General features: G+C 58.0%; 21 protein-coding genes and 1 pseudogene. 15 read left to right on the top strand and 7 right to left on the bottom strand.

Going from position 1 to position 22,002, the window contains the following annotated elements:
- Window positions 1-989 precede the first annotated feature (989 nt).
- The gene (locus AAEZ03_RS21510; RefSeq protein ID WP_032895147.1) at window positions 990-1,352 is read right to left on the bottom strand and encodes a hypothetical protein; all 363 of its coding nucleotides are present in this window, start codon (window positions 1,350-1,352) and stop codon (window positions 990-992) included.
- Window positions 1,353-1,538: 186 nt separating this feature from the next.
- A pseudogene (locus tag AAEZ03_RS21505) lies at window positions 1,539-1,862 on the bottom strand (DNA-3-methyladenine glycosylase); the annotation flags it as partial.
- A 161-nt stretch (window positions 1,863-2,023) separates the two neighbouring features.
- Between AAEZ03_RS21505 and AAEZ03_RS21500 the strand changes: the two are divergent.
- The 13 genes from AAEZ03_RS21500 (at window position 2,024) to AAEZ03_RS21440 (ending at window position 14,336) form a co-directional block, all read left to right on the top strand.
- Window positions 2,024-3,295 carry a glutamate-5-semialdehyde dehydrogenase gene (locus tag AAEZ03_RS21500; protein WP_278937812.1) on the top strand — a complete coding sequence of 424 codons (1,272 nt, stop codon included), beginning with the start codon at window positions 2,024-2,026 and terminating at the stop codon, window positions 3,293-3,295.
- Window positions 3,264-3,986: a nicotinate-nucleotide adenylyltransferase gene (gene nadD, locus AAEZ03_RS21495; protein WP_227024833.1), complete on the top strand. Its 723-nt coding sequence runs from the start codon at window positions 3,264-3,266 to the stop codon at window positions 3,984-3,986. The genes AAEZ03_RS21500 and nadD overlap by 32 nt, the downstream gene beginning before the upstream one ends.
- Window positions 3,987-4,057: 71 nt before the next feature.
- Window positions 4,058-4,552, top strand: coding sequence for a ribosome silencing factor (gene rsfS / locus AAEZ03_RS21490; protein WP_048389663.1), 495 nt, complete (start codon window positions 4,058-4,060; stop codon window positions 4,550-4,552).
- Between the two features lie 9 nt (window positions 4,553-4,561).
- The gene (gene rlmH, locus AAEZ03_RS21485; protein WP_350581412.1) at window positions 4,562-5,029 is read left to right on the top strand and encodes a 23S rRNA (pseudouridine(1915)-N(3))-methyltransferase RlmH; all 468 of its coding nucleotides are present in this window, start codon (window positions 4,562-4,564) and stop codon (window positions 5,027-5,029) included.
- Window positions 5,030-5,044: 15 nt separating this feature from the next.
- A complete protein-coding gene (gene mrdA, locus AAEZ03_RS21480; RefSeq protein ID WP_153335843.1) occupies window positions 5,045-6,940 on the top strand; it encodes a penicillin-binding protein 2 in 1,896 nt (631 codons plus the stop codon).
- Window positions 6,941-6,971: 31 nt separating this feature from the next.
- On the top strand, window positions 6,972-8,075 hold the full coding sequence (gene rodA, locus AAEZ03_RS21475; protein WP_178113847.1) for a rod shape-determining protein RodA: 1,104 nt from the start codon (window positions 6,972-6,974) through the stop codon (window positions 8,073-8,075).
- Between the two features lie 17 nt (window positions 8,076-8,092).
- Window positions 8,093-9,103 carry a lytic murein transglycosylase B gene (mltB, locus tag AAEZ03_RS21470; protein WP_123751712.1) on the top strand — a complete coding sequence of 337 codons (1,011 nt, stop codon included), beginning with the start codon at window positions 8,093-8,095 and terminating at the stop codon, window positions 9,101-9,103.
- Entirely contained in the window at window positions 9,103-10,092 is a 990-nt protein-coding gene (locus AAEZ03_RS21465; RefSeq protein ID WP_350581408.1) for a septal ring lytic transglycosylase RlpA family protein, read from the top strand. Before mltB ends, AAEZ03_RS21465 begins: the two co-directional genes overlap by 1 nt.
- Before the next feature lie 85 nt (window positions 10,093-10,177).
- Entirely contained in the window at window positions 10,178-11,335 is a 1,158-nt protein-coding gene (locus AAEZ03_RS21460; RefSeq protein ID WP_048367641.1) for a D-alanyl-D-alanine carboxypeptidase family protein, read from the top strand.
- Window positions 11,336-11,407: 72 nt separating this feature from the next.
- Window positions 11,408-11,683, top strand: coding sequence for a DUF493 domain-containing protein (locus AAEZ03_RS21455; protein WP_048367639.1), 276 nt, complete (start codon window positions 11,408-11,410; stop codon window positions 11,681-11,683).
- Entirely contained in the window at window positions 11,683-12,336 is a 654-nt protein-coding gene (lipB, locus tag AAEZ03_RS21450; RefSeq protein ID WP_278937803.1) for a lipoyl(octanoyl) transferase LipB, read from the top strand. The genes AAEZ03_RS21455 and lipB overlap by 1 nt, the downstream gene beginning before the upstream one ends.
- Window position 12,337: 1 nt before the next feature.
- A complete protein-coding gene (gene lipA / locus AAEZ03_RS21445; protein ID WP_048367635.1) occupies window positions 12,338-13,378 on the top strand; it encodes a lipoyl synthase in 1,041 nt (346 codons plus the stop codon).
- A 4-nt stretch (window positions 13,379-13,382) separates the two neighbouring features.
- Complete coding sequence (locus AAEZ03_RS21440) at window positions 13,383-14,336, top strand: S66 peptidase family protein (RefSeq protein ID WP_350581403.1); 954 nt, start codon at window positions 13,383-13,385, stop codon at window positions 14,334-14,336.
- Window positions 14,337-14,483: 147 nt separating this feature from the next.
- On the opposite strand, the gene AAEZ03_RS21435 is transcribed toward AAEZ03_RS21440, so the two are convergent.
- The 5 genes from AAEZ03_RS21435 to leuS form a co-directional block, all read right to left on the bottom strand.
- Window positions 14,484-15,797, bottom strand: coding sequence for a lytic murein transglycosylase (locus AAEZ03_RS21435; protein ID WP_278937801.1), 1,314 nt, complete (start codon window positions 15,795-15,797; stop codon window positions 14,484-14,486).
- Between the two features lie 50 nt (window positions 15,798-15,847).
- Entirely contained in the window at window positions 15,848-15,997 is a 150-nt protein-coding gene (gene arfA / locus AAEZ03_RS21430) for an alternative ribosome rescue factor ArfA (RefSeq protein ID WP_003444166.1), read from the bottom strand.
- Between the two features lie 97 nt (window positions 15,998-16,094).
- The gene (gene holA, locus AAEZ03_RS21425; RefSeq protein ID WP_153374130.1) at window positions 16,095-17,132 is read right to left on the bottom strand and encodes a DNA polymerase III subunit delta; all 1,038 of its coding nucleotides are present in this window, start codon (window positions 17,130-17,132) and stop codon (window positions 16,095-16,097) included.
- Between the two features lie 47 nt (window positions 17,133-17,179).
- Window positions 17,180-17,779 (bottom strand): LPS-assembly lipoprotein LptE, encoded by a 600-nt coding sequence (locus AAEZ03_RS21420; RefSeq protein ID WP_048367630.1) that lies wholly within the window; start codon window positions 17,777-17,779, stop codon window positions 17,180-17,182.
- 90 nt (window positions 17,780-17,869) lie between these two features.
- The gene (gene leuS, locus AAEZ03_RS21415; RefSeq protein ID WP_350581398.1) at window positions 17,870-20,476 is read right to left on the bottom strand and encodes a leucine--tRNA ligase; all 2,607 of its coding nucleotides are present in this window, start codon (window positions 20,474-20,476) and stop codon (window positions 17,870-17,872) included.
- 233 nt (window positions 20,477-20,709) lie between these two features.
- Between leuS and AAEZ03_RS21410 the strand changes: the two genes are divergently transcribed.
- Window positions 20,710-20,997 (top strand): hypothetical protein, encoded by a 288-nt coding sequence (locus AAEZ03_RS21410; protein ID WP_048367627.1) that lies wholly within the window; start codon window positions 20,710-20,712, stop codon window positions 20,995-20,997.
- A 146-nt stretch (window positions 20,998-21,143) separates the two neighbouring features.
- On the top strand, window positions 21,144-21,905 hold the full coding sequence (locus tag AAEZ03_RS21405) for a YdcF family protein (protein WP_048389691.1): 762 nt from the start codon (window positions 21,144-21,146) through the stop codon (window positions 21,903-21,905).
- Window positions 21,906-22,002: the final 97 nt, after the last annotated feature.

The following is a 22,002-nucleotide window of genomic DNA, read 5'->3' as shown; positions in this document are numbered from 1 at the left end:
TATTACGAGGGGGGGTATCTGCATATAATGCGGGGACTATTATCATATAACGCGGGGACTATCTGCATATAACGCGGGGAGTATCAGGTCAATTTATGGCTTAAAATAGGCTTAAATTAGCCCCCTTAAATACTCTTAATTGCTTTTAAATACTTTTACAATCAAAATCAAAAGCCATGCCCCGTTCGGGGCGAAAAATCAAAAGCATCTGGGAAAGGCGAACGAAGTTCGTAGATTTGAATAGCGAAGCGAAGCAAATCATAAAACGAAGTTTTTCCACTGCTTTACTACCGTGTGTGACACTTTGAAAATTATAAACCCCTTGCCCTATCGGGTTGAACTGGGAATAAAGTCAAAAGCATCTGGTAGCTTCGCTTTTAGAAAAGCAACGAAGTGCTTTTAAAAATGCAGCTCACGCAAATGACGTTTTTAGAGTGTGTAAGCGTTTAACGCTACCCAAATATCAAGTAATTGAAATAATGAGTTTTATGGTCGTTTTTGTAAGTTGTGCTTTATTTTGAAATCGAGTGGTAGGGTTTGAAAATTTTCATTCTCGTAGGTGGCCTACCCCCACGTTTTTTGGTGAAATTAAACTGGGAGCGATTTTTAAGTGCATCGATGATTTTTATTCGGGTGGTTAGTTGCAAAACTCAATTAAGAAAAAGTCAAATAAGGTTGACCCGTAAATTTGAATAAGGTCGGACTATAAATATATTTTCGATTTGCTATTGACAACTTTTTTGCCGTATATAAGCCATTAATTGATGGTTAGAAAATCAAACTATCAATAATTTCATATAAAATCATGAAAAAACTTTTAGATTTTTTCTGAAAATAGCATTTTTGTGCTTGCAGTGCGAAGATGAGATTCGTGGTCGAAAAGAGCTGTTTTTGATTTAGCACAAATTTCACTTTTAAAATTTTATATGTGCTCATTTTTTACACTTGAACGAGTTCAAGCATAAAAATTGACCTTGCAAGTAAATGTTTTACATCTTGCCTTTTGTAGATAAAACAGAAATTGATAGCTCTGCATGCACGTAATCCCAGACTTCTTTCGAGATTAAACCTCGACTTAAAAAATATTCAGCAGCCAGTAGTAGCCTTGGGGTGATTTGCTTTGCTTCTTGCATTTGGTCATGAGCTGCTAATTTAGCACAATATCTAGTCGCAACTTTTATTGCGACTTCTTCATCACTTATCTCATTACGAACCGCTTCACTAACTATGTTTTTATATTCTGCGGCCAAAATAAAACTCGAATTTAATTCGCTTTCAATTTTGTAGTCTTTCCGCAGTATATGTTTGACGATATCATAATGCTTTTGCCTCTTTGTAAAAAAACTAAACATTTCAGTTGCCCTACACCAAAAAATAGACCAGTTCGTTAACTATATTTCACGGCAAGGCATTTTGCCATCACGTCGTGGCCCCTTCTTGTTAGCATTTGCTACATAACGCAGTTAAATCTAAATGGTAATTATTCTAATGCTTCTTGTATGCCGTTATGCTTCGAGAGATAAAAAACAGTTAAATCACAGGTAAATCATGGACGTGTTGATCAGCACGGCGTTGCCGGGGCCCTGGGCGCTGAAGTTCAGCGAGTCGCCGCCGCGTGCGTAGTACATGTAGATGTGCCCGCCATCCAGAAACAAAGCCTTACGTTTTTCTGTGTAGCCGAGTGAGGCATGGCTGCCTTTTTCGGCGCAGTAATACGCTTCGGTTTCGATAATCCGGGCGCTCAGCCACAGGCCGTTGACCCGATGGCGGATGACTTTGCCCAGCAGTTCGCGCGCGACAAGCTGGGCGTCGCGGTCGAAAAAGGCGTCAGGGAGCATCGTTGGCATCGTCAGCGGGGTCATAAGATGGCAGAAAAGTTACAGATCATAGCAACTCGTGCTTAATCGGGGCTGAACAGAGACTATTTGCCGTCCATTTCGACCATCCGCCTGTCACCGCTGTGCGTGAGACGGCGGGACCGCTATAATCGGCCGCTTTCCCCTCTGCCAAGACCATTGAGACCATGACTGAGTCCGTTCTTGACTACATGACCCGCCTGGGTCGCGCTGCCCGCGAAGCCTCCCGAGTGATCGGCAGGGCCAGCACCGCGCAGAAAAACCGTGCCTTGCAAGGCGCTGCGTCCGCACTGGACGCTGCCCGCGAGGAGCTGACTGCCGCCAACGAACTGGACCTGGCCGCCGGCCGGGCCAACGGCCTCGAGCCCGCGATGCTGGAGCGCCTGGCGCTGACCCCGGCACGCATCGACAGCATGATTGTCGGCTTGCGCCAAGTGGCCAGTCTGCCGGACCCCATCGGTGCCATCCGGGATATGAGCTACCGTCCATCGGGTATCCAGGTCGGCAAGATGCGCGTCCCGTTGGGTGTCGTCGGGATCATCTACGAGTCGCGTCCGAACGTGACCATCGATGCGGCCAGCTTGTGTTTGAAGTCCGGTAACGCGACCATCTTGCGCGGCGGCTCCGAGGCGATTCATTCCAACCGCGCTATTGCGATCTGCATCCAGCGAGGTCTGGCCGAGGCCGGGCTGCCGCCGGCCGTGGTGCAAGTGGTTGAAGTCACCGACCGTGCCGCCGTGGGCGCATTGATCACCATGCCTGAGTACGTCGACGTGATCGTACCGCGTGGCGGCAAGGGCTTGATCGAGCGCGTCAGCCGTGACGCCCGCGTGCCGGTCATCAAGCACCTGGACGGTATCTGCCACGTCTACGTCAGTGCCCATGCCGACCTGCCCAAGGCTCAGCGGATTGCCTTCAATGCCAAAACCTACCGTTATGGCATCTGCGGCGCGATGGAAACCCTGCTGGTCGACCAGGCCGTGGCGGCGCAGTTTTTGCCGGCCATGGCTGAACAATTTCGCGCCAAGGGCGTCGAACTGCGCGGCTGCGAACGCACCCAGGCGCTGATTGACGTGGCCCCGGCGAGCGAAGAAGACTGGCACACCGAGTACCTGGCGGCGATTTTGTCGATCCGTATCGTTGATGGTCTGGACCAGGCGATTGAGCACATCAATCACTATGGCTCCCACCACACCGACTCGATCGCGAGCGAACATCAGGGCGAATGCCGGCGATTTATCGCCGAAGTGGACTCCAGTTCGGTGATGCTCAACGCCCCGACCTGCTTCGCAGATGGATTTGAATACGGATTGGGTGCTGAAATTGGCATTTCTACTGATAAGCTGCACGCCCGCGGCCCGGTGGGTCTCGAAGGTCTGACCTGCGAGAAGTACATCGTGGTCGGTGATGGCCAGTTGCGCGGCCAGGAGCCGAGCTGACTTGGGCGAACTTAGCCCTTCAGGCAACGTGCAGGTCAACGACGTGTTACCCCGACGCATTGGTGTGCTGGGGGGCACGTTTGATCCGGTGCACATCGGGCATTTGCGCGGTGCGCTAGAGGTTGCGGAAATGATGGCGCTCGATGAGCTGCGCCTGACCCCCAATGCCCGGCCACCGCACCGTGACACCCCGCAGGTGTCGGCGCTCGACCGTTTGGCGATGGTTGAGTGCGCCGTCGCAGGAGTCGCTACGCTGGTAGTGGACCCACGGGAGCTGCAACGGGACAAACCGTCCTACACCATTGATACCCTGGAGCTGATGCGGGCCGAGCTGGCCGCGGATGACCAGTTGTTTTTATTGCTGGGCTGGGACGCATTTTGCGGCCTGCCCATGTGGCACCGCTGGGAAGAGTTGCTCCAGCATTGCCACATCCTGGTGCTACAGCGCCCGGATGCCGACAGCGAACCGCCGGATGCCTTGCGCAACCTGCTGGCAGCGCGCTCGGTAAGCGACCCGCTAGCCCTGAAGGGGCCGAGCGGACAGATTGCATTCGTCTGGCAGACACCGCTCGCGGTATCCGCCACCCAGATCCGTCAACTGCTGGCCAGCGGTAAGTCGGTACGTTATCTGGTGCCCGACGCGGTCCTGGCCTACATCGATGCGCACGGGCTTTACCGTGCGTCGAACTAAAAAAGGCGTGTTTCAAGGCGCGATTTGACGTGTATTGAAGCCGCTGAACATACGAGCAAAACGAGTTTTATATGACAAATAAAGATGTAAGCAAAGTTAAGCGCAAAGGCACCTTCAAAAGCGCCCCGTTGCCAGTTGCCGCCCACACAGGTGAAGTACTGGCTGGCGAAGCACTGGTGAAAGTCGCTGTAGCGGCCCTGGAAGACGTCAAGGCACAAGATATCCAGGTTATCGATGTACGTGACAAACACAGCATCACTGACTTCATGATCATCGCCACCGGTACTTCGAACCGTCAGATCGGCGCGATGCTCGACAAGGTCCGTGAAGCCGTTAAAGCACAGGGCGTCAAGCCGCTGGGCGAAGAAGGCAAGGGCGACAGCGACTGGGTACTGCTGGATATGGACGACGTGATCGTGCACATGATGACCGCCAGCGCACGTCAGTTCTACGACCTGGAGCGTCTGTGGGCCGGTGCTGCACAAAGCCGTGCTGAAAGCGCTGCGCACCACAGCCCGGAAAACACCCATGAGCATTTCACCAAGCTCAACAAAGACCAGGAATAAGGGTTCGCTGTGCGCTTGCGTTTGATCGCTGTCGGTTCGCGTATGCCCAAGTGGGTGGAAGAAGGTTGGCACGAGTATGCCAAGCGTCTGCCATCCGAACTGGCGCTCGAACTGGTAGAAATACCGCTCAATACCCGTGGCAAGAATGCCGACGTGGCCCGGTTCATCCGTCAGGAAGGCGAGACCATGCTGGCCAAAGTCGGCCCGGGGGAGCGGATCGTCACCCTCGAAGTGCATGGCAAGCCCTGGAGTACTGAGCAACTGGCGGTTGAACTTGACCGCTGGCGCCTCGACTCGCGTACGGTGAACTTTATGGTCGGCGGCCCGGAAGGGTTGGCGCCAGAAGTCTGCGCCCGCGCCGATCAGCGCTGGTCGCTGTCGCCGTTGACGTTGCCGCACCCGTTGGTAAGGATTCTGATCGGTGAGCAGTTGTATCGCGCCTGGACGGTATTGTCCGGGCACCCTTATCACAAATAGCTCAGCGCCCCCGGAATGACCCAGCCAATTCGCCTCAAGGACCACGAAAAAGACGCACGTCTGGTGCGCAGCCGTGTCGTGGTCGGCGCTCTGTTGGTGTTGGCCCTGATTTGCGTACTGATTGCGCGTCTGTACTACCTGCAAGTGGTGCAGTACGACTATCACTCCACGTTGTCAGAGAATAACCGGGTACATGTGCAGCCGATCCCCCCGACCCGCGGCCTGATTTATGACCGCAATGGCGTGGTGATCGCCGACAACCGTCCCAGCTTCAGCCTGACCATGACCCGCGAGCGTGCGGGGGACTGGCATCAGGTGCTCGACACCATCGTTGAGGTGTTGCAGCTCACCCCTGAAGACCGCACGTTGTTTGAAAAGCGCACAAAGCAGGGGCGGCGGCCGTTTGAGCCGGTGCCGATTCTGTTCGAGCTCAATGAAGAACAAATTGCCCGGATCGCGGTTAACCAGTTCCGCTTGCCTGGGGTTGAGGTAGTTGCGCAATTGGTCCGCCACTACCCGCAAGGGGCGCATTTTGCGCACTCGGTCGGTTATGTGGGTCGGATCAACGAGAAAGAGATCAAAACCCTCGACAAGGTTAACTACAGCGGCACCCATCACATCGGCAAAACCGGTATAGAGCGCTTCTACGAAGCCGAGCTGCATGGCCAGGTCGGCTACGAAGAGGTCGAGACCAACGCTCGCGGCCGCGTGCTGCGGGTGCTCAAACGCACTGATCCGATCCCGGGTAAAGACATCGTTCTGAGCCTGGACATCAAGTTGCAAGAGGCGGCTGAAGAAGCCTTGGCCGGTCGGCGTGGGGCGGTGGTTGCACTGAATCCGATGACTGGCGAAGTGCTGGCCATGGTCAGCCAGCCGAGCTTCGATCCCAACCTGTTTGTGACCGGTATCGGTTTCAAGGCTTACGCCGAGCTGCGTGATTCCATTGACCGCCCGCTGTTCAACCGCATTTTGCGTGGCTTGTACCCGCCGGGTTCGACCATCAAACCCGCCGTGGCGATTGCCGGGCTGGACAGCGGTGTGGTGACGGCCAGTACGCGGGTGTTTGACCCCGGTTATTACCAACTGCCCAATTACGATCACAAGTACCGTAACTGGAACCGCAGCGGTGATGGCTTTGTCGATCTGGACAGCGCGATCATGCGTTCCAACGACACCTACTTCTATGACCTGGCCCACAAGCTGGGCATCGACCGTTTGTCGACCTACATGAATCAGTTCGGCATTGGTCAAAAAGTCTCCCTCGACATGTTTGAAGAGTCGGCCGGGTTGATGCCGTCCCGCGAGTGGAAGCGTGCAACCCGCCGCCAGGCCTGGTTCCCGGGTGAAACCCTGATTCTGGGGATCGGCCAGGGCTATATGCAGTCCACCCCTTTGCAGTTGGCCCAGGCCACGGCGCTGATTGCCAGCAAAGGCAAATGGAACCGTCCGCACCTGGCCAAGACCATCGAGGGCGTGCCGCCGGTAGACCCCAACCCCATGCCCGACATCGTGCTGCGCGACCCGTCCAACTGGGGCAAGGTCAACCACGCCATGCAGCAGGTAGTGCATGGCGCTCGCGGTACGGCGCGAGTCGCCGGTGTCGGCGCGCAGTACCTGATCGCGGGCAAGAGCGGTACGGCCCAGGTGGTCGCAATCAAACAAGGTGAAAAGTACGACCGGTCCAAGGTTCAGGAGCGTCACCGTGACCATGCGTTGTTCGTGGGTTTTGCCCCGGCGAACAACCCGCAGATTGCGGTCTCGGTCATGATCGAAAACGGCGAGGCCGGCAGCCGTGTGGCGTCGCCGGTGGTGCGCTCGGTCATGGACGCTTGGTTGCTCGGTGAAGACGGCAAACTCAAACCTGAATACGCCAGTGTTTCCAAGGCGGAGGCTACGGCCAATGATGAGTAATTTTGACCGCATCCTCTCCAGTGAGGATGTGATGCGTCGCCGTGCCACGCTGTTGCAGCGTCTGCACATCGACGGCCCCTTGCTGATTTTGTTGCTGACACTCGCCGCAGGCAGTTTGTTTGTGCTGTATTCGGCCAGTGGTAAAAGCTGGGACCTGCTGAGCAAGCAGGCCACCTCGTTTGGTATCGGGCTGGTGTCGATGTTTGTCATCGCCCAGCTTGAACCGCGGTTTATGGCGCGCTGGGTGCCGGTCTGCTATTTGCTCGGCGTGATGTTGCTGGTGGTGGTAGACGTCATGGGCCACAACGCCATGGGCGCCACGCGCTGGATCAACATTCCGGGGGTCATTCGTTTCCAGCCCTCTGAGTTCATGAAAATCCTGATGCCCGCGACCATCGCCTGGTATCTGTCCAAGCGCACCTTGCCGCCGCAGCTCAAGCACGTGGCGGTCAGTTTGTTGCTGATCGGCATACCCTTCGGCCTGATCGTGCGTCAGCCCGACCTCGGCACCGCCTTGCTGGTGCTGGCCGGGGGCGCGTTCGTACTGTTTATGGGCGGTTTGCGCTGGCGCTGGATTGTCAGCGTGCTGGCGGCTGCGATCCCGGTGGCGATTGGCATGTGGTTTTTCATCATGCACGACTACCAGAAGCAGCGAATCCTGACCTTCCTCGACCCTGAGAGCGACCCGCTGGGCACTGGCTGGAACATCATCCAGTCCAAGGCCGCCATCGGTTCGGGCGGCGTCTTCGGCAAAGGCTGGCTGCTGGGAACCCAGTCGCACCTGGACTTTCTGCCCGAGAGCCACACCGACTTCATCATTGCGGTGATGGGCGAAGAGTTCGGCCTGGTGGGTATTTGCGCGCTGTTGTTGATCTACCTGCTGTTGATTGGTCGCGGCCTGGTGATTACTGCCCAGGCGCAAACTCTGTTTGGCAAATTGCTGGCCGGCAGTTTGACCATGACCTTTTTTGTTTATGTTTTCGTCAACATCGGTATGGTCAGTGGGCTGTTGCCGGTGGTGGGCGTGCCATTGCCGTTTATTAGTTACGGCGGAACTTCGCTCGTGACGCTGCTGTCAGCGTTTGGGGTTTTGATGTCAATCCATACGCATCGCAAATGGATTGCACAAGTTTGATTAAGGTGAAGAATTCAATGCAAGCAATGCGTGGCTGGGCCGCTCGATACGCGTCGTGGATGGGCTTTTTGGGCCTGTTCGGGGCAGCGCAAGGCGCGGTGGCCGGCGACTACGATGGCTCGCCCCAAGTGGCTGAATTTGTCGGTGAGATGACCCGCGACTACGGGTTTGCCGGTGAACAGCTGATGGATGTTTTTCGTGAGGCCGAGCGCAAGCAAAGCATTCTGGATGCCATTTCGCGTCCGGCCGAGCGCGTCAAACAGTGGAAAGAATACCGTCCGATGTTCCTGACCGACGCCCGCGTTGCCCGCGGTGTCGACTTTTGGCGTGAACACGAAGCCGTGCTAGCCCGTGCCGAGAAGGAATACGGCGTGCCGGCCCAAGTGATCGTGTCGATCATCGGCGTCGAAACCTTTTACGGGCGCAATACCGGCAATTACCGGGTGATTGATGCGCTCTCGACCCTGGGCTTTGATTACCCGCCGCGCGCCGAGTTCTTCCGCAAGGAGCTGCGTGAGTTCCTGTTGCTGGCCCGTGAAGAACAAGTCGACCCGTTGAGCCTTAAAGGCTCTTACGCAGGCGCCATGGGCTTGCCGCAGTTTATGCCGAGCAGCTTTCGCGCCTATGCCGTGGACTTCGACAATGATGGCCACATCAATATCTGGAGCAACCCGGACGATGCCATCGGCAGTGTTGCTAGCTACTTCAAGCGTCATGGCTGGGTGGCGGGCGAGCCGGTGGTGGCCCGCGCCGACGTGCAGGGTGACCGCGTCGATGAAGGCTTGACCCAAGGGATTGAACCGGTCAAAACCGTTGGGGAGTTGCGAGCGTTGGGCTGGTCGAGTCATGATGCGCTGCGCGACGACATGCCGGTCACGGCGTTCCGTCTCGAAGGCGAAAATGGCCCTGAATACTGGATGGGCCTGAAGAATTTTTATGCAATCACGCGGTACAACCGTAGCGTGATGTATGCCATGGCAGTGCATCAACTGTCCGACCTGCTGGTTCAAGCACGGGGCAACAAGTAATGCCGTTTTTAGCCATACGCACACCTCTGAAAATCGCGGCCTGCACGGCTATCGCGCTGCTGATGGTGAGCTGCTCGAGCAGCCGCACCAGCACGCCGCAAACCGCGGGTACCATCAGCGCCAAGCCTGGCCTGGACATCAACCGCGCGCACAAAGACGGCGCGCCATGGTGGGATGTCGACGTTTCGCGCATTCCGGATGCAACGCCAACCTTGCACACCGGGCCGTACAAGGCCAACCCGTATACCGTGCTGGGCAAGTCGTATTTCCCGATCCAGGAGTCCAAGAACTACGTGGCCACAGGCACGGCGTCCTGGTACGGCACCAAGTTCCACGGGCAGAACACCGCCAACGGCGAAGTGTATGACCTGTACGGCATGAGCGCGGCGCATAAGACGCTGCCGCTGCCCAGTTACGTTAAAGTGACCAACCTGGACAACGGCAAGGCCGTGATTTTGCGGGTGAATGACCGTGGGCCGTTCTATTCGGACCGCATCATCGACTTGTCTTACGCCGCCGCCAAAAAGCTCGGCTATGCCGAAACCGGTACGGCCCGCGTCAAGGTAGAAGGCATTGACCCGCAGGCCTGGTGGGCTGCGCGAGGCCGTCCGGCGCCTTTGATGCTCAACGAGCCGCAAGTGGCGCAAGCTGCTGGCGCGCCGACGGTTTCAACGGGCAAGGTCGAGCAATGGACGCCGCCACCGCAACAGCACGCGGCTGATGTCATACCGCCTGTAGCGGTGCACAAGGGCCAGGGCACCTATTTGCAAGTAGGCGCATTCGCCAATCCTGATGCGGCCGAGTTGCTTCGTTCCAAACTCAGTGGCATGGTCAGCGCCCCTGTGTTTATCAGCTCGATTGTGCGCAATCAGCAAACCCTTCATCGTGTGCGAATGGGGCCGATTGCCTCGGCCGGTGAAGTGCAACAAACGCAAAACAGCGTGCGTCTGGCCAATTTGGGCCAGCCGAGCGTTGTGACCGATCAGTAACACTGAACACGTGGCAGCCCGTTACACGGCTGTCAAAAAGTTTTGCCCGCGAGGGTAAGGTTCCATTAGCAAACTCGAGAGACGGATGAACATCACCACCTTTGCCAAACGCCTGTGCCTGCTTGTACCGCTGATCGTCACTCCTGCCGCCTGGGCAGCCGAGATGATGCCGTCGCCGCCACAGCTGGCCGCCAAATCCTACGTTCTGATGGATGCCAACAGCGGTAACGTGCTGGTGGAGAACAACGGTGATCAGCGTCTGCCTCCGGCCAGCTTGACCAAGCTGATGACCGCTTACATCGCGACTCTGGAAATCCGTCGTGGCCAGATCGGCGAGAACGACCCGGTAACCGTCAGCGAAAACGCCTGGCGCACCGGCGGTTCGCGTATGTTCATCAAGGTCGGCAGCCAAGTGTCGGTCAGCGACCTGTTGCACGGCATCATCATTCAGTCGGGTAACGACGCCAGCGTTGCGCTGTCCGAGCACATCGCCGGCAGCGAAGACGCCTTCGCTGACATGATGAACAAAACCGCTGGCGACCTGGGCATGTCCAACAGCCACTTCATGAACCCGACCGGCCTGCCGAACCCGGAGCACTACTCGTCGGCTCACGACATGTCGTTACTGGCTCGCGCCATCATCCACGAAGACCCGACTCACTACGCGATCTACTCGCAGAAAGAGTTCTTCTGGAACGGTATCAAGCAGCCTAACCGTAACTTGTTGCTGTGGCGTGACAAGACCGTTGATGGTCTGAAAACCGGTCACACCGACGAAGCCGGCTACTGCATGGTGTCTTCGGCGGTACGTGACGGCATGCGCCTGATCGCCGTGGTATTCGGCACCAACAGCGAAGCAGCACGTGCTGCTGAAACCCAGAAACTGCTGACCTACGGCTTCCGTTTCTTCGAAACCCAGACCTTCTACCAGAAGGGCACGGAGCTTGCTCAAGCGCCAGTCTGGAAAGGCACCACTCACCAGGTTAAAGCTGGCCTGGCCGATGACCTGAGTCTGACCCTGCCTAAAGGCCAATTGAAAAAGCTGGCGGCGAGCATGACCATGAACCCGCAGCTGATGGCCCCTATCGCTAAAGGCGATGTGATCGGCAAGGTTGAAGTCAAACTGGACGACAAAGTTATCCACAGCGCTGACTTGATCGCGCTGGAGCCGGTTGAGGAAGGTGGCATTTTCCGCCGTGTGTGGGATAGCATCCGTCTATTCTTCTTTGGGCTGTTCAACTGATTTAACCCACCCTGCGTGGCCCCTTGCTGAGTGTGCAGGGGGCCGCTCTGTAGTTCCCGAGGCCAATACGCCATGACCGATACCGAAGTAAAGGCGCCAAAGATCGAATTTCCTCAAACTGACTATCCGGTTAAGGTGATCAGTGACACGGGTGTGGGCAACAAAGACAAGATCATTGCCATCGTTCTGAAACACGCAAAGATCAATGACGAGCGCATCGACGAGCGTCAGAGCACCAACGGCAAATACACCACGATTCAGTTGCACATCGTTGCGACCGATCAAGACCAGCTGTACAACATCAACAGCGAGCTGCGAGCCACCGGCTTCGTGCACATGGTGCTGTGATGCCGCAGATCTTGGGTGTTCGCGATTTGGGTGTGCTCGATTACGAGCGCACCTGGCAGGCGATGCAACGTTTCACCGACCAACGCAAGCACACGCCGGACACGCAAGACGAGGTCTGGCTGGTGCAGCATCCGCCGGTGTTCACCCAAGGTCAGGCGGGCAAGGCCGAACATCTGTTGTTGCCGGGGGATATCCCGGTGGTTAAATCGGACCGCGGCGGGCAAGTGACCTATCACGGGCCCGGCCAGTTGGTCGCTTACCTGTTGCTGGATGTGCGCCGTCTCGGTTTTGGCGTGCGTGAGCTGGTCAGCCGCATGGAGCTTTGCCTGATCGAGTTGCTGGCCACCTATGGCGTGACAGCGGCGGCCAAGCCCGATGCGCCCGGCGTGTATGTCGACGGTGCGAAAATCGCATCCCTGGGCCTGCGCATTCGCAACGGTTGCTCTTTCCACGGTCTGGCCCTGAATGTGGACATGGACCTGGAACCGTTTCGACGGATTAATCCCTGTGGTTATGCGGGGCTGGCAATGACCCAGTTGCGTGACCATGCAGGGCCGATTGATTTTGCCGAGGTAGGTGTCCAGCTGCGTGCGCAGCTCGTCAAACACCTCGACTATGCTGAGCAGACGACCCTAACGGGCGGAATCGACTGATATGACTACTGCGCAAGACGCTGTTCAAACCCTGATCCCGACGCTGGATATCTCCGAACGTGTGGCCCGTGCGCAAGAGGCCCGTTCCAAGGTTGAGACTGGCGTTAAATTGCGCGGTGCCGAAAAGGTTGCGCGTATCCCGGTAAAAATCATTCCGACCACCGAGCTGCCGAAGAAGCCAGACTGGATTCGCGTGCGCATTCCGGTGTCGCCGGAAGTCGACCGCATCAAGGCGTTGCTGCGCAAACACAAGCTGCACAGTGTGTGCGAAGAAGCCTCCTGCCCGAACCTGGGCGAGTGTTTCTCGGGCGGCACCGCAACGTTCATGATCATGGGTGACATCTGCACCCGTCGTTGCCCGTTCTGCGACGTAGGCCATGGCCGTCCAAAACCACTGGACACCAACGAGCCGGATAACCTAGCGGTTGCCATTGCCGACTTGCGCCTGAAGTACGTGGTGATCACCTCGGTAGACCGTGATGACCTGCGTGACGGCGGTGCTCAGCACTTTGCCGACTGCATCCGTGAAATCCGTCGCCTGTCGCCGAACGTCGTGCTCGAAACCCTGGTTCCGGACTACCGTGGCCGCATGGACATCGCGCTGGAAATCACCGCCGCCGAGCCGCCGGATGTATTCAACCACAACCTCGAAACCGTGCCTCGCCTGTACAAGGCTGCGCGCCCGGGTTCTGACTACCAGTGGTCGCTGACCCTGCTGCAACGCTTCAAACAAATGATGCCGCACATTCCCACCAAGTCCGGCTTGATGCTGGGTCTGGGTGAGACCGATGACGAAGTCATTGAAGTGATGCAGCGCATGCGTGAACACGACATCGACATGCTGACCCTGGGCCAGTACCTGCAACCGTCGCGCAGCCACTTGCCGGTGCAGCGTTTTGTGCACCCGGACACCTTCGCCTGGTTCGCCGAAGAAGGTTACAAAATGGGCTTCAAAAACGTCGCCTCGGGTCCGCTGGTGCGTTCTTCGTACCACGCAGACGAGCAAGCCAAACTGGTTAAAGACATGTTGGTAGGTTCCTGAAACCATGAATAGCCGGTTCGCTGCGCCTGTGTCGTTCACTACTCACAGCGCAGTGCCCGCGCTGCCTGCTGGCGGGGTGATCGGTGTGATCGCCCCGGCTGGCCCCTCCGAATTCGATCTGCACAGTGCAACCCGATGGATGGAAACCCGTGGCTATCAGCTCAAGGTGTTTCCGGGCGTCTGGGAGAAAGACGGCTACCTGGCCGGTTCCGATGCTGTGCGCTTGCGTGACCTGCACGATGCTTTTGCCGACGACAGTGTGGATGCCATTCTGTGCATGCGCGGTGGCTATGGCTGCACGCGCTTTCTCGAACACATCGATTTTGAGCTGCTCAGACGCCATCCCAAGCCGTTTGTGGGCTACAGCGACATCACCGCACTGCATTTGGCGATCACTCGTTACGCGGGCTTTGTGACCTTCCACGGGGCCATGCTGAATGCGGACCTGCTGGGCAACAAACAGCCGCCAACAGAATCCTCCTTGCTGCGCATGCTCAGCGGGCAACAACCGGCATTGCTGGAGCACCCTGCGGCGTACCCGCTAACCACCCTTGCGCCGGGCAGTGCTAGCGGCCGTTTGCTGGGCGGCAACCTGTCGATGATCTGCGCCACCATCGGCACGGTGTTTGAGCTGGACGATCAGGGCATCATCCTGTTTATCGAAGACGTCAACGAGCCGTTATACCGGGTCGACCGCCTGCTCACCCATCTGCGCCAGGCGGGCAAGCTTGGGCGGGTGCGCGCAGTGTTGGTGGGGGACTTTGCCGGGGTCGATGTTTCGCGGTTGGAGCTGTTGCTCAAGCAGGAGCTGGGGCCGCTGAATATCCCCGTGCTGGCCGGCTGGCGCAGCGGCCATTGCGACCCGAACATCACCTTGCCGATGGGCGCGCACGTGCGTCTGGATGCCGACAAGCAGCAGGTAGTGCTTGAACAGGCCGTGGTAACGGCTCAAACCTGACTTTGTCCCTCGCGACTTTTTAAAAGATCAAAAGATCGCGAGGCAAGCTCGCTCCTACATTTTTTGGTGTTCACCCCGCAGGCTGCGATCTTTTGACGTTAAAGATCAACAGATCGCAGCCTCCGGCAGCTCATACAAGGTAATGGGTTATTGGCTGCGCAAACGCTCGAGCAGTTTGTGCGTCGGGTAGCCGTCGGCGGGCCAGCCAAAAGCTTGTTGCGCACTGCGAATCGCTTTACGGGTATTGGCGCCAATAATGCCGTCAGGGTTGCCCGCATCGAAGTTGCGCTGGCTCAGCAGGGTCTGCAATTCCATGCGCTCGGTGCGGCTCAGGGGCAGGTCGTCTTTTGGCCAGTCGCCCACTATCACCCCGCCGCCATTGAAGCGCTGCGACAGCAAGCCCACCGCCAAGGCATACGATGACGAATTGTTGTAACGCAAAATGGCGCGGAAGTTATCCAGCACTAAAAACGCCGGGCCACGGTAGCCAGCCGGCAACAACAAGGTCGCGCTGAGTTCTTCGGACCCGGCAGGTGCCTGGGTGCCAGCCGGCAGTGTTACGCCGAGCTTGCGCCATTCACTGACGCTCTTGCGCACCGCACCATCGGCCAGCGCGTAATCGAACCCGGCAGGCAACTGAACCTCAAAGCCCCACGGTTGGCCTTGCTTCCAGCCAGAGCTTTGCAGGTAGTGGGCGGTCGAGGCCAGGGCGTCGGCTGAGCTGTTCCAGATGTCGCGGCGACCATCGCCGTCGAAATCCACAGCGTGGGTTTCATAGGTGGTCGGGATGAACTGGGTCTGGCCCATGGCGCCCGCCCAGGAGCCGAGCATCTTGTCCGGCGTGACATCGCCTTCCTGAATGATCTTGAGCGCGGCAATCAGTTGGCTTTGGGCGAACTCAGGGCGACGGCCTTCATAGGCGAGGGTGGCCAGTGAGCGAATCACCGACTTGTTGCCCTGGAAGGTGCCGAAGTTGCTTTCCATGCCCCACACCGACACCAGCGCCTGGCGGTCAACACCGTAGCGTTGCTCGATGCGGCTCAGCAGTTCGGCGTTTTGTTCCAGCAGGCGCTGGCCGTTACGCACGCGTAAAGGTGACAGGGCACCGTCGAGGTACTCCCAGACCGGGCGGCTGAATTCAGGTTGGCTGCGATCGGCCTTGATCACGCTCATGTCGGGCGTAACGCCGTTGAACGCGTTATCGAAAATAGTCGGCGAGATCCCGGCGTTCAGGGCTTGCACGCGGAAATTGGCCAGCCATTGGTCAAAGCTTTGAGCGGGCTGAATGTCGGGCATGTCAGTGCTGGCGGCAGTGGTGGTAACCACCGGCGCGGCAGGCGGGACAGGCAAAGGTTGGGCATCGGCTGCGGTGGGTTTTTCTGCGCAGGCGACTAACAAGATGACGCTGGAAAAAGCAATCAGTTGGCGCATCGGCCAACGGTGTGAAGAACTTAAAGACATGCGCAGGTCCACGAAATGCAAATCAGATGCAGACCTTATCATCCCCGCTGTCAGGCAGCCAGAAAGTAAAAAGCCTCCCGGTCTCTCGACTGGAAGGCTTCGCGGCGGTAGCTGCCTTTGCCTTTGGCGGGGCGTTCCTGGCGGCTGCGGAACAGGGGTTGGGCAACAATGGACTTGGCCTTGTTGGGGCGCTTGCTCATGGCTTTACTCTCGCTGGGTTAGAAAAGGCTCAATGTGAACGAGCGCAAATCATCGGCCAGTTTTTTTGAGTTGTCCAGTGCACCTCCGCGTTGTGTATTACTCCGCTGGCAAATTCAGACGTTGCCCACACATCAGCAGCGTTAATCGGCTCAGGCTGCTCCAGGCTGACCCGGCGGCCTGGCCTTTGATCTGGGCATCAATGCGTTGCGCATCCATCAACAACTGGGCCCAACGTTGCGCCGAATAACGTTGCAACGCTTTACTCATGAGCGGTTTGCGCTTGTCCCAGACCGGTGGGCGGGCCTGGCTGAAGGCTTTGTCCAGCGGGATGCCCTGGCTGTATTGCAGTGCAATGTTGGCCAGCACCCGCAACTCGCGGGCCAACGCCCACAAAATCACCGGTGGTTCGACGCCTTCGCCGCGCAGGCCTTCGAGCATGCGCAGGGCATGCGCCGCTTCGCCGTTGAGCACCGCATCGACCAGGCCGAATACATCAAACCGCGCACTGTCAGCCACCGCTGCCTGCACGGTTTCGACGGTGATCTGGCCATCTTCGGCCATCAGCTTGAGCTTTTCGACTTCTTGGGCTGCCGCCAGCAGGTTGCCTTCAACCCGAGCGGCGATGAGTTCGACAGCGTCCTGGCTGGCGGCCAGCCCGGCTTGTGACAGACGCTGACGAATCCATTGCGGCAACTGGTTGGCGTCCACAGGCCAGATCTGCAAGAACTGGGTCTGCGGGCCTTCAATCAGGGCTTTGCCCCACTTGGTCTTTTGCGCACTGCCGTCGAGCTTGGGCAGGCTGATCAGCAGCAAGGTGTCTTCGGCCGGGCGCGAGCAATATTCGATCAGGGCCGCAGCGCCTTTGTCGCCGGGTTTGCCGGAGGGCAGGCGCAACTCCAGCAGGCGCCGCTCGGCAAACAGCGACATGCTGGCACCCGCTTGCAGCAGCGTGCCCCAGTCAAAGCTGGCGTCGGCGCTGAACACCTGGCGCTCATCAAAGCCCTGTTGGCGGGCCGCCGTGCGGATGGCGTCGGCAGCTTCCTGGCACAACAGCGGGTCATCGCCGCTGATGACGTAGACCGGCGACAGGCTGCCTTGCAGGTGTTTGGTGAGTTGAGCGGGGGCGAGTTTCATAGGGGCTAGATAGATGACGGGGCGCTTGAGCGCCCCGTATCCCTTACTTATGGCAGTTCGAGGGGCGACTGCTGAGGGGTTTCGGCTTCAGCTTTTTGCTGGGCTTCCAGGGCTGCGGCTTCTGCACGGGCCTTTTCGTCGGCCAGTGTTTGCAGCTCGGCCAAGCGTGCCGGCGTCAGTTGCTCAAGGCGCAGCAGGACTTGCTGAACCAGGTCGCGGTCGAGTTCCTTGCGGACCATCGAAGCTTCCTGAGTGCTACCCGCGATGTTGCCACTGTCCTGCATGAAGAACTTGCGGGCTTCAACTTTGTTCTCAAGCAACACCAGGTTGTTGTCGCCTTTGATCTGGTAGTTCAAGACCTTGGTCAGTTCGTACTCAGCAGTCGAGCCGGTGCCGGTGTAGCTGGCAGCGCGCTGGTTTTCTTGCTCATTGTTCAATACGAGCTTGTACGGTGCCGCGTCGGTGATTTTAACGCCGCTGCCTTCCAGCGCCAGGCGTAGGTCACGAACGGTTTGGCCGTAAGCATCACGGGCACTGAGGCCCAGCTCGGTGATGGTCAGTTGGTTGGTGCCGGTACCGCGCAGCTGGAAGCCGCAGGCACTCAACAGAACAGCGAGACCCATCACCAGCAAGTTGCGTTTGATCATGTGAAGCTCCCCTTGAAACCAGGTGGGTCGACGCTGCGACCCGAAAGGTTTTAATGGACGCCCGACTCAAAGGCCGGGCGCCTGTTCCAATTAGCTGGCGACGATGTTGACCAATTTACCCGGTACCACGATCACTTTGCGGATCGTCAGGCCTTCGGTAAAACGCAGCACGTTTTCGTTGGTGCGGGCAGCCGCCTCAACTTCTTCACGGCTGGCAGCCGCAGGCATTTCGATGTGACCGCGCAGTTTGCCGTTCACTTGAATAACCAGCTGCAGGGTGTCTTGCACCAGTGCGCTTTCATCCAGGGTTGGCCAAGCGGCGTCAATGATTGCCGTGGCGTGACCCAACTGGCCCCACAGCACGTGGCTGATGTGCGGCGTGATCGGCGCGAGAATCAAGGCAACCGTCTCAAGACCTTCCTGCAGCAGGGCGCGGTCCTGTTCGGTGGCTTGCGGTGCTTTTTCGAGCACGTTCATCACGGTCATTACCTGGGCAACGGCGGTGTTGAATTTGTGATGCTGGCCGACGTCCTGGCTGGCTTGTTTGATGGCCTGGTGAATGGCACGGCGAATGACTTTTTGCTCGTCATTCAGGCCGGCAATGTCCAGCGCGCCCGGCAGGCCCTGGCCTACGTGAGCGTGGGCCAGGCGCCATACGCGCTTGAGGAAGCGGTGCGCACCCTCAACACCGGCATCCGACCATTCCAGGCTGGCGTCAGGTGGCGAGGCGAACATCATGAACAGACGGCAGGTGTCTGCGCCGTATTGCTCGATCATGGACTGAGGGTCGACGCCGTTGTTCAACGACTTGGACATTTTTTGCGAACCGCCGATTTCAACCGGCAGGCCGTCAGACTTCAGCGTGGCGCCGATGATCTTGGCCTTGGCGTCGCGCTCGACTTCTACGTCGTCCGGGTTGAAGTAGTCCTTGCCACCGTTGTCCAGGGTACGGAAATAGGTATCCGCGATAACCATGCCCTGGGTCAGCAGGTTCTTGAACGGCTCGTTGGAGCTGACCAGACCTTCGTCGCGCATCAGTTTGTGGAAGAAGCGCGCGTACAGCAGGTGCAAGATCGCGTGTTCGATACCGCCAATGTACTGATCGACCGGCAACCAGTGGTCGGCCGCCTTGCGCTCAACCAGGCCACCGTCGAAGTGCGGCGAAGCGTAGCGCGCGTAGTACCACGACGACTCGACGAAGGTGTCCATGGTGTCGGTTTCGCGTTTGGCCGGTGCGCCACATTTAGGGCAGCTGCACTCGTAGAACTCAGGCATGCGCGCCAATGGCGAACCGGCGCCATCGGGTACGACGTCTTCTGGCAATACGACTGGCAGTTGGTCTTCCGGGACCGGCACGTCACCGCAGGTGTCGCAGTGCACGATCGGGATCGGGCAGCCCCAATAGCGCTGGCGGCTGATGCCCCAGTCACGCAGACGGAACTGGGTACGCGACTGGCCCAGGTGCTTGGTGGTCAGGGCAGCTTCGATGGCATCGAATGCAGCCTGGAAGTCCAGACCGTCGAATTCGCCGGAGTTGATCAGCGGGCCGTGTTCGCCGTAAGCGGCTTGCCACGGTGCTGGCGACTCATCGCCTGCGCTGGTGCGGACAACGGCCTTGATCGGCAGGTTGTACTTGGTGGCGAATTCGAAATCACGCTCGTCGTGCGCCGGGACTGCCATTACAGCGCCATCGCCGTAATGCATCAGTACGTAGTTGGCGACCCACACCGGGAGCTTTTCGCCGGTCAATGGGTGTTCCACAAACAGCGAGGTGGGCAGGCCCTTTTTCTCTTGGGTCGCCACGTCGGCTTCGGCAACGCTGCCGCCTTTGCATTCAGCGATAAACGCTTGCAACTCAGGGTTGTTCTGCGCCGCCAGGGTAGCCAGCGGGTGTTCTGCGGCTACGGCCACGTAAGTAGCGCCCATCAGGGTGTCTGGACGGGTGGTGAAGACTTTGAGTGCGCCCGCTTCGCCGATGGAAGCCTGGTCGTAGGGGAACTGCACTTCCATGCCACGGGATTTGCCAATCCAGTTGCGTTGCATGGTTTTGACTTGCTCCGGCCAGCCGGGCATGTCGTCGAGGCTTTCAAGCAGCTCGTCCGCGTAAGCGGTGATCTTGAAGTAGTACATCGGGATTTCGCGTTTTTCGATCAACGCGCCCGAACGCCAGCCGCGGCCGTCGATCACTTGTTCGTTGGCCAGAACGGTCTGGTCGACCGGGTCCCAGTTTACGGTGCCGTTTTTACGGTAGATCACGCCTTTTTCGAACAGGCGGGTGAACAGCCACTGTTCCCAGCGGTAGTAATCAGGCTTGCAGGTGGTGATCTCGCGGGACCAGTCAACCGCCAGACCCAGGCTGCACAGCTGGGTTTTCATGTAGGCGATGTTGTCGTAGGTCCACTTGGCCGGGGCGACTTTGTTTTTCATCGCCGCGTTTTCAGCCGGCATGCCGAAAGCGTCCCAACCCATGGGTTGTAGAACGTTTTTGCCGAGCATGCGCTGGTAGCGCGAGATCACGTCACCGATGGTGTAGTTGCGCACGTGCCCCATGTGTAGCTTGCCGCTTGGGTACGGGAACATCGATAGGCAGTAGTAGGTTTCTTTGCCTAGATCTTCGCTGACTTCGAAGGACTTTTGGTTGTCCCAGAATGATTGGGCGGCGGCTTCTATTTCACGGGGTTGATATTGTTCGTGCATGGCTACTTGTACTAATAAAGGGTGGCCTAATCCTCTTCAACTCACGCGGACATTTTTGTTGCCCGGTCAGGTTGGAGCAGGGGTTACAGGAAGTCCCGTAGCATACATGACCCCACTCTATCGAGGGAAACCCTGATTGCCTCATCGCTCCGTTGGTCGCAGCGGCGCGCTGGTTTTAGCAGCGCAGCTACGCTGTTGGTGGGGGGAAGAAACTTCCTTAATGAGGTGGACGGATGGTTGAGTCGCAATACAAGGCTATAAATTCGGAGGTGTTCGAGCGGCTGATTGATCGTTTGAGTGTGGCTCTAGATTCAGCAAAAACGGCAGTGCGACTGAGAAACGAACGTCCTGCCGAATTGGAATTGCGTGGGTTGAGTCGTGCCGAGCTGGAGTTGATCAACGTTTATTTAAACCGGATCGGGCGTGAGGCTGATGAACGCCTGCAAGGCAGCAGTACTGAGCAAAAAGCCCCTCAGACAGCCAAGGTCATCTGGCTAAAAGACAGGGTTAAGGGTAAGTAGGCCGGCGCGACGATTCAGGTTGGGCCCACATGAAGAGCGGCATTTCCTCAGGGTTGAGGTAACACGGGTTGTGATTGAGTTTTGGCCAGCCCTGTTGATGCCTCCCTTCAACCCCCTTAGGCTTCGGGCATCTATGGAGATGCTCGATGCCTTTTCGCTACTTTGTTAAACAACTTCTACTGCCTCCGGGCATCCTTCTTTTATTCCTGCTGGCGGCCTGGTGGCTGCGCCATTCGCGTCCGCGTTTGGCCGGTGTGCTGTTTGCCGTGGGCCTGGGCGGCATGTGGCTGATGAGCCTGCCGGTGATGGTGGAATGGAGCGCCCGCACCATTGAGCGCGAGCCTGCGTTAGCCCCCAATGAGTGGTCGAGCTTATCTGAACGGGCCGATGCCATTGTGCTGCTGGGCTCCGGGCGAGAGCGCGGTGACCCGGCGTGGGGCAGTGATCAGCCCACCGGGATCGGCCTGGAACGCCAGCGCTATGCGGCGCAACTGGCCAAGGCTTCGGGGTTGCCGGTGCTGGTCACGGGCGGCTTGCACTACGGCACCCCGCCGAGCGAGGCGCAGATAATGGCCGACTCGTTGCGCGAAGATTCGGGGGTAGAGGTTCGCTGGAAAGAAGAACGCAGTCGCACTACGTGGGAAAACGCGCAAATGAGTGCAGAGATTCTGTTGCCGCAGGGCATCAAGCGCGTGGTGGTGGTCACCCAGGCGTGGCACATGCCGCGTTCGGTGTGGAGCTTTGAAAAGGCGGGGTTTGAGGTCGTGCCGGCGCCGGTCGGCTTTTTAAGCGTCGACAACGCCAGGCCGCTGGGCGGCTGGATGCCGGAGTACAAGTCTGTCTGGCAGTCCGGGCTGTTGCTCAACGAAGCCGTCGGGCAGATCGCCTACCCGTTGTTTTACCGCTAAGCGCGCCTTGTGGGAGCGAGCTTGCCTCGCGATCTTTTACAAGAGCACCCCATCGCGAGATAAACGCACTCCTACAGGTAAGGTAAAAAATTCTGAT

The sequence above is a fragment of the Pseudomonas sp. HY2-MNA-CIBAN-0224 genome (genome assembly GCF_040310285.1).
Lineage (GTDB): Bacteria > Pseudomonadota > Gammaproteobacteria > Pseudomonadales > Pseudomonadaceae > Aquipseudomonas > Aquipseudomonas helleri.
The sequence above is the reverse complement of the archived record's forward strand: the minus strand, read 5'-3'. Positions and strand labels throughout refer to the sequence as shown.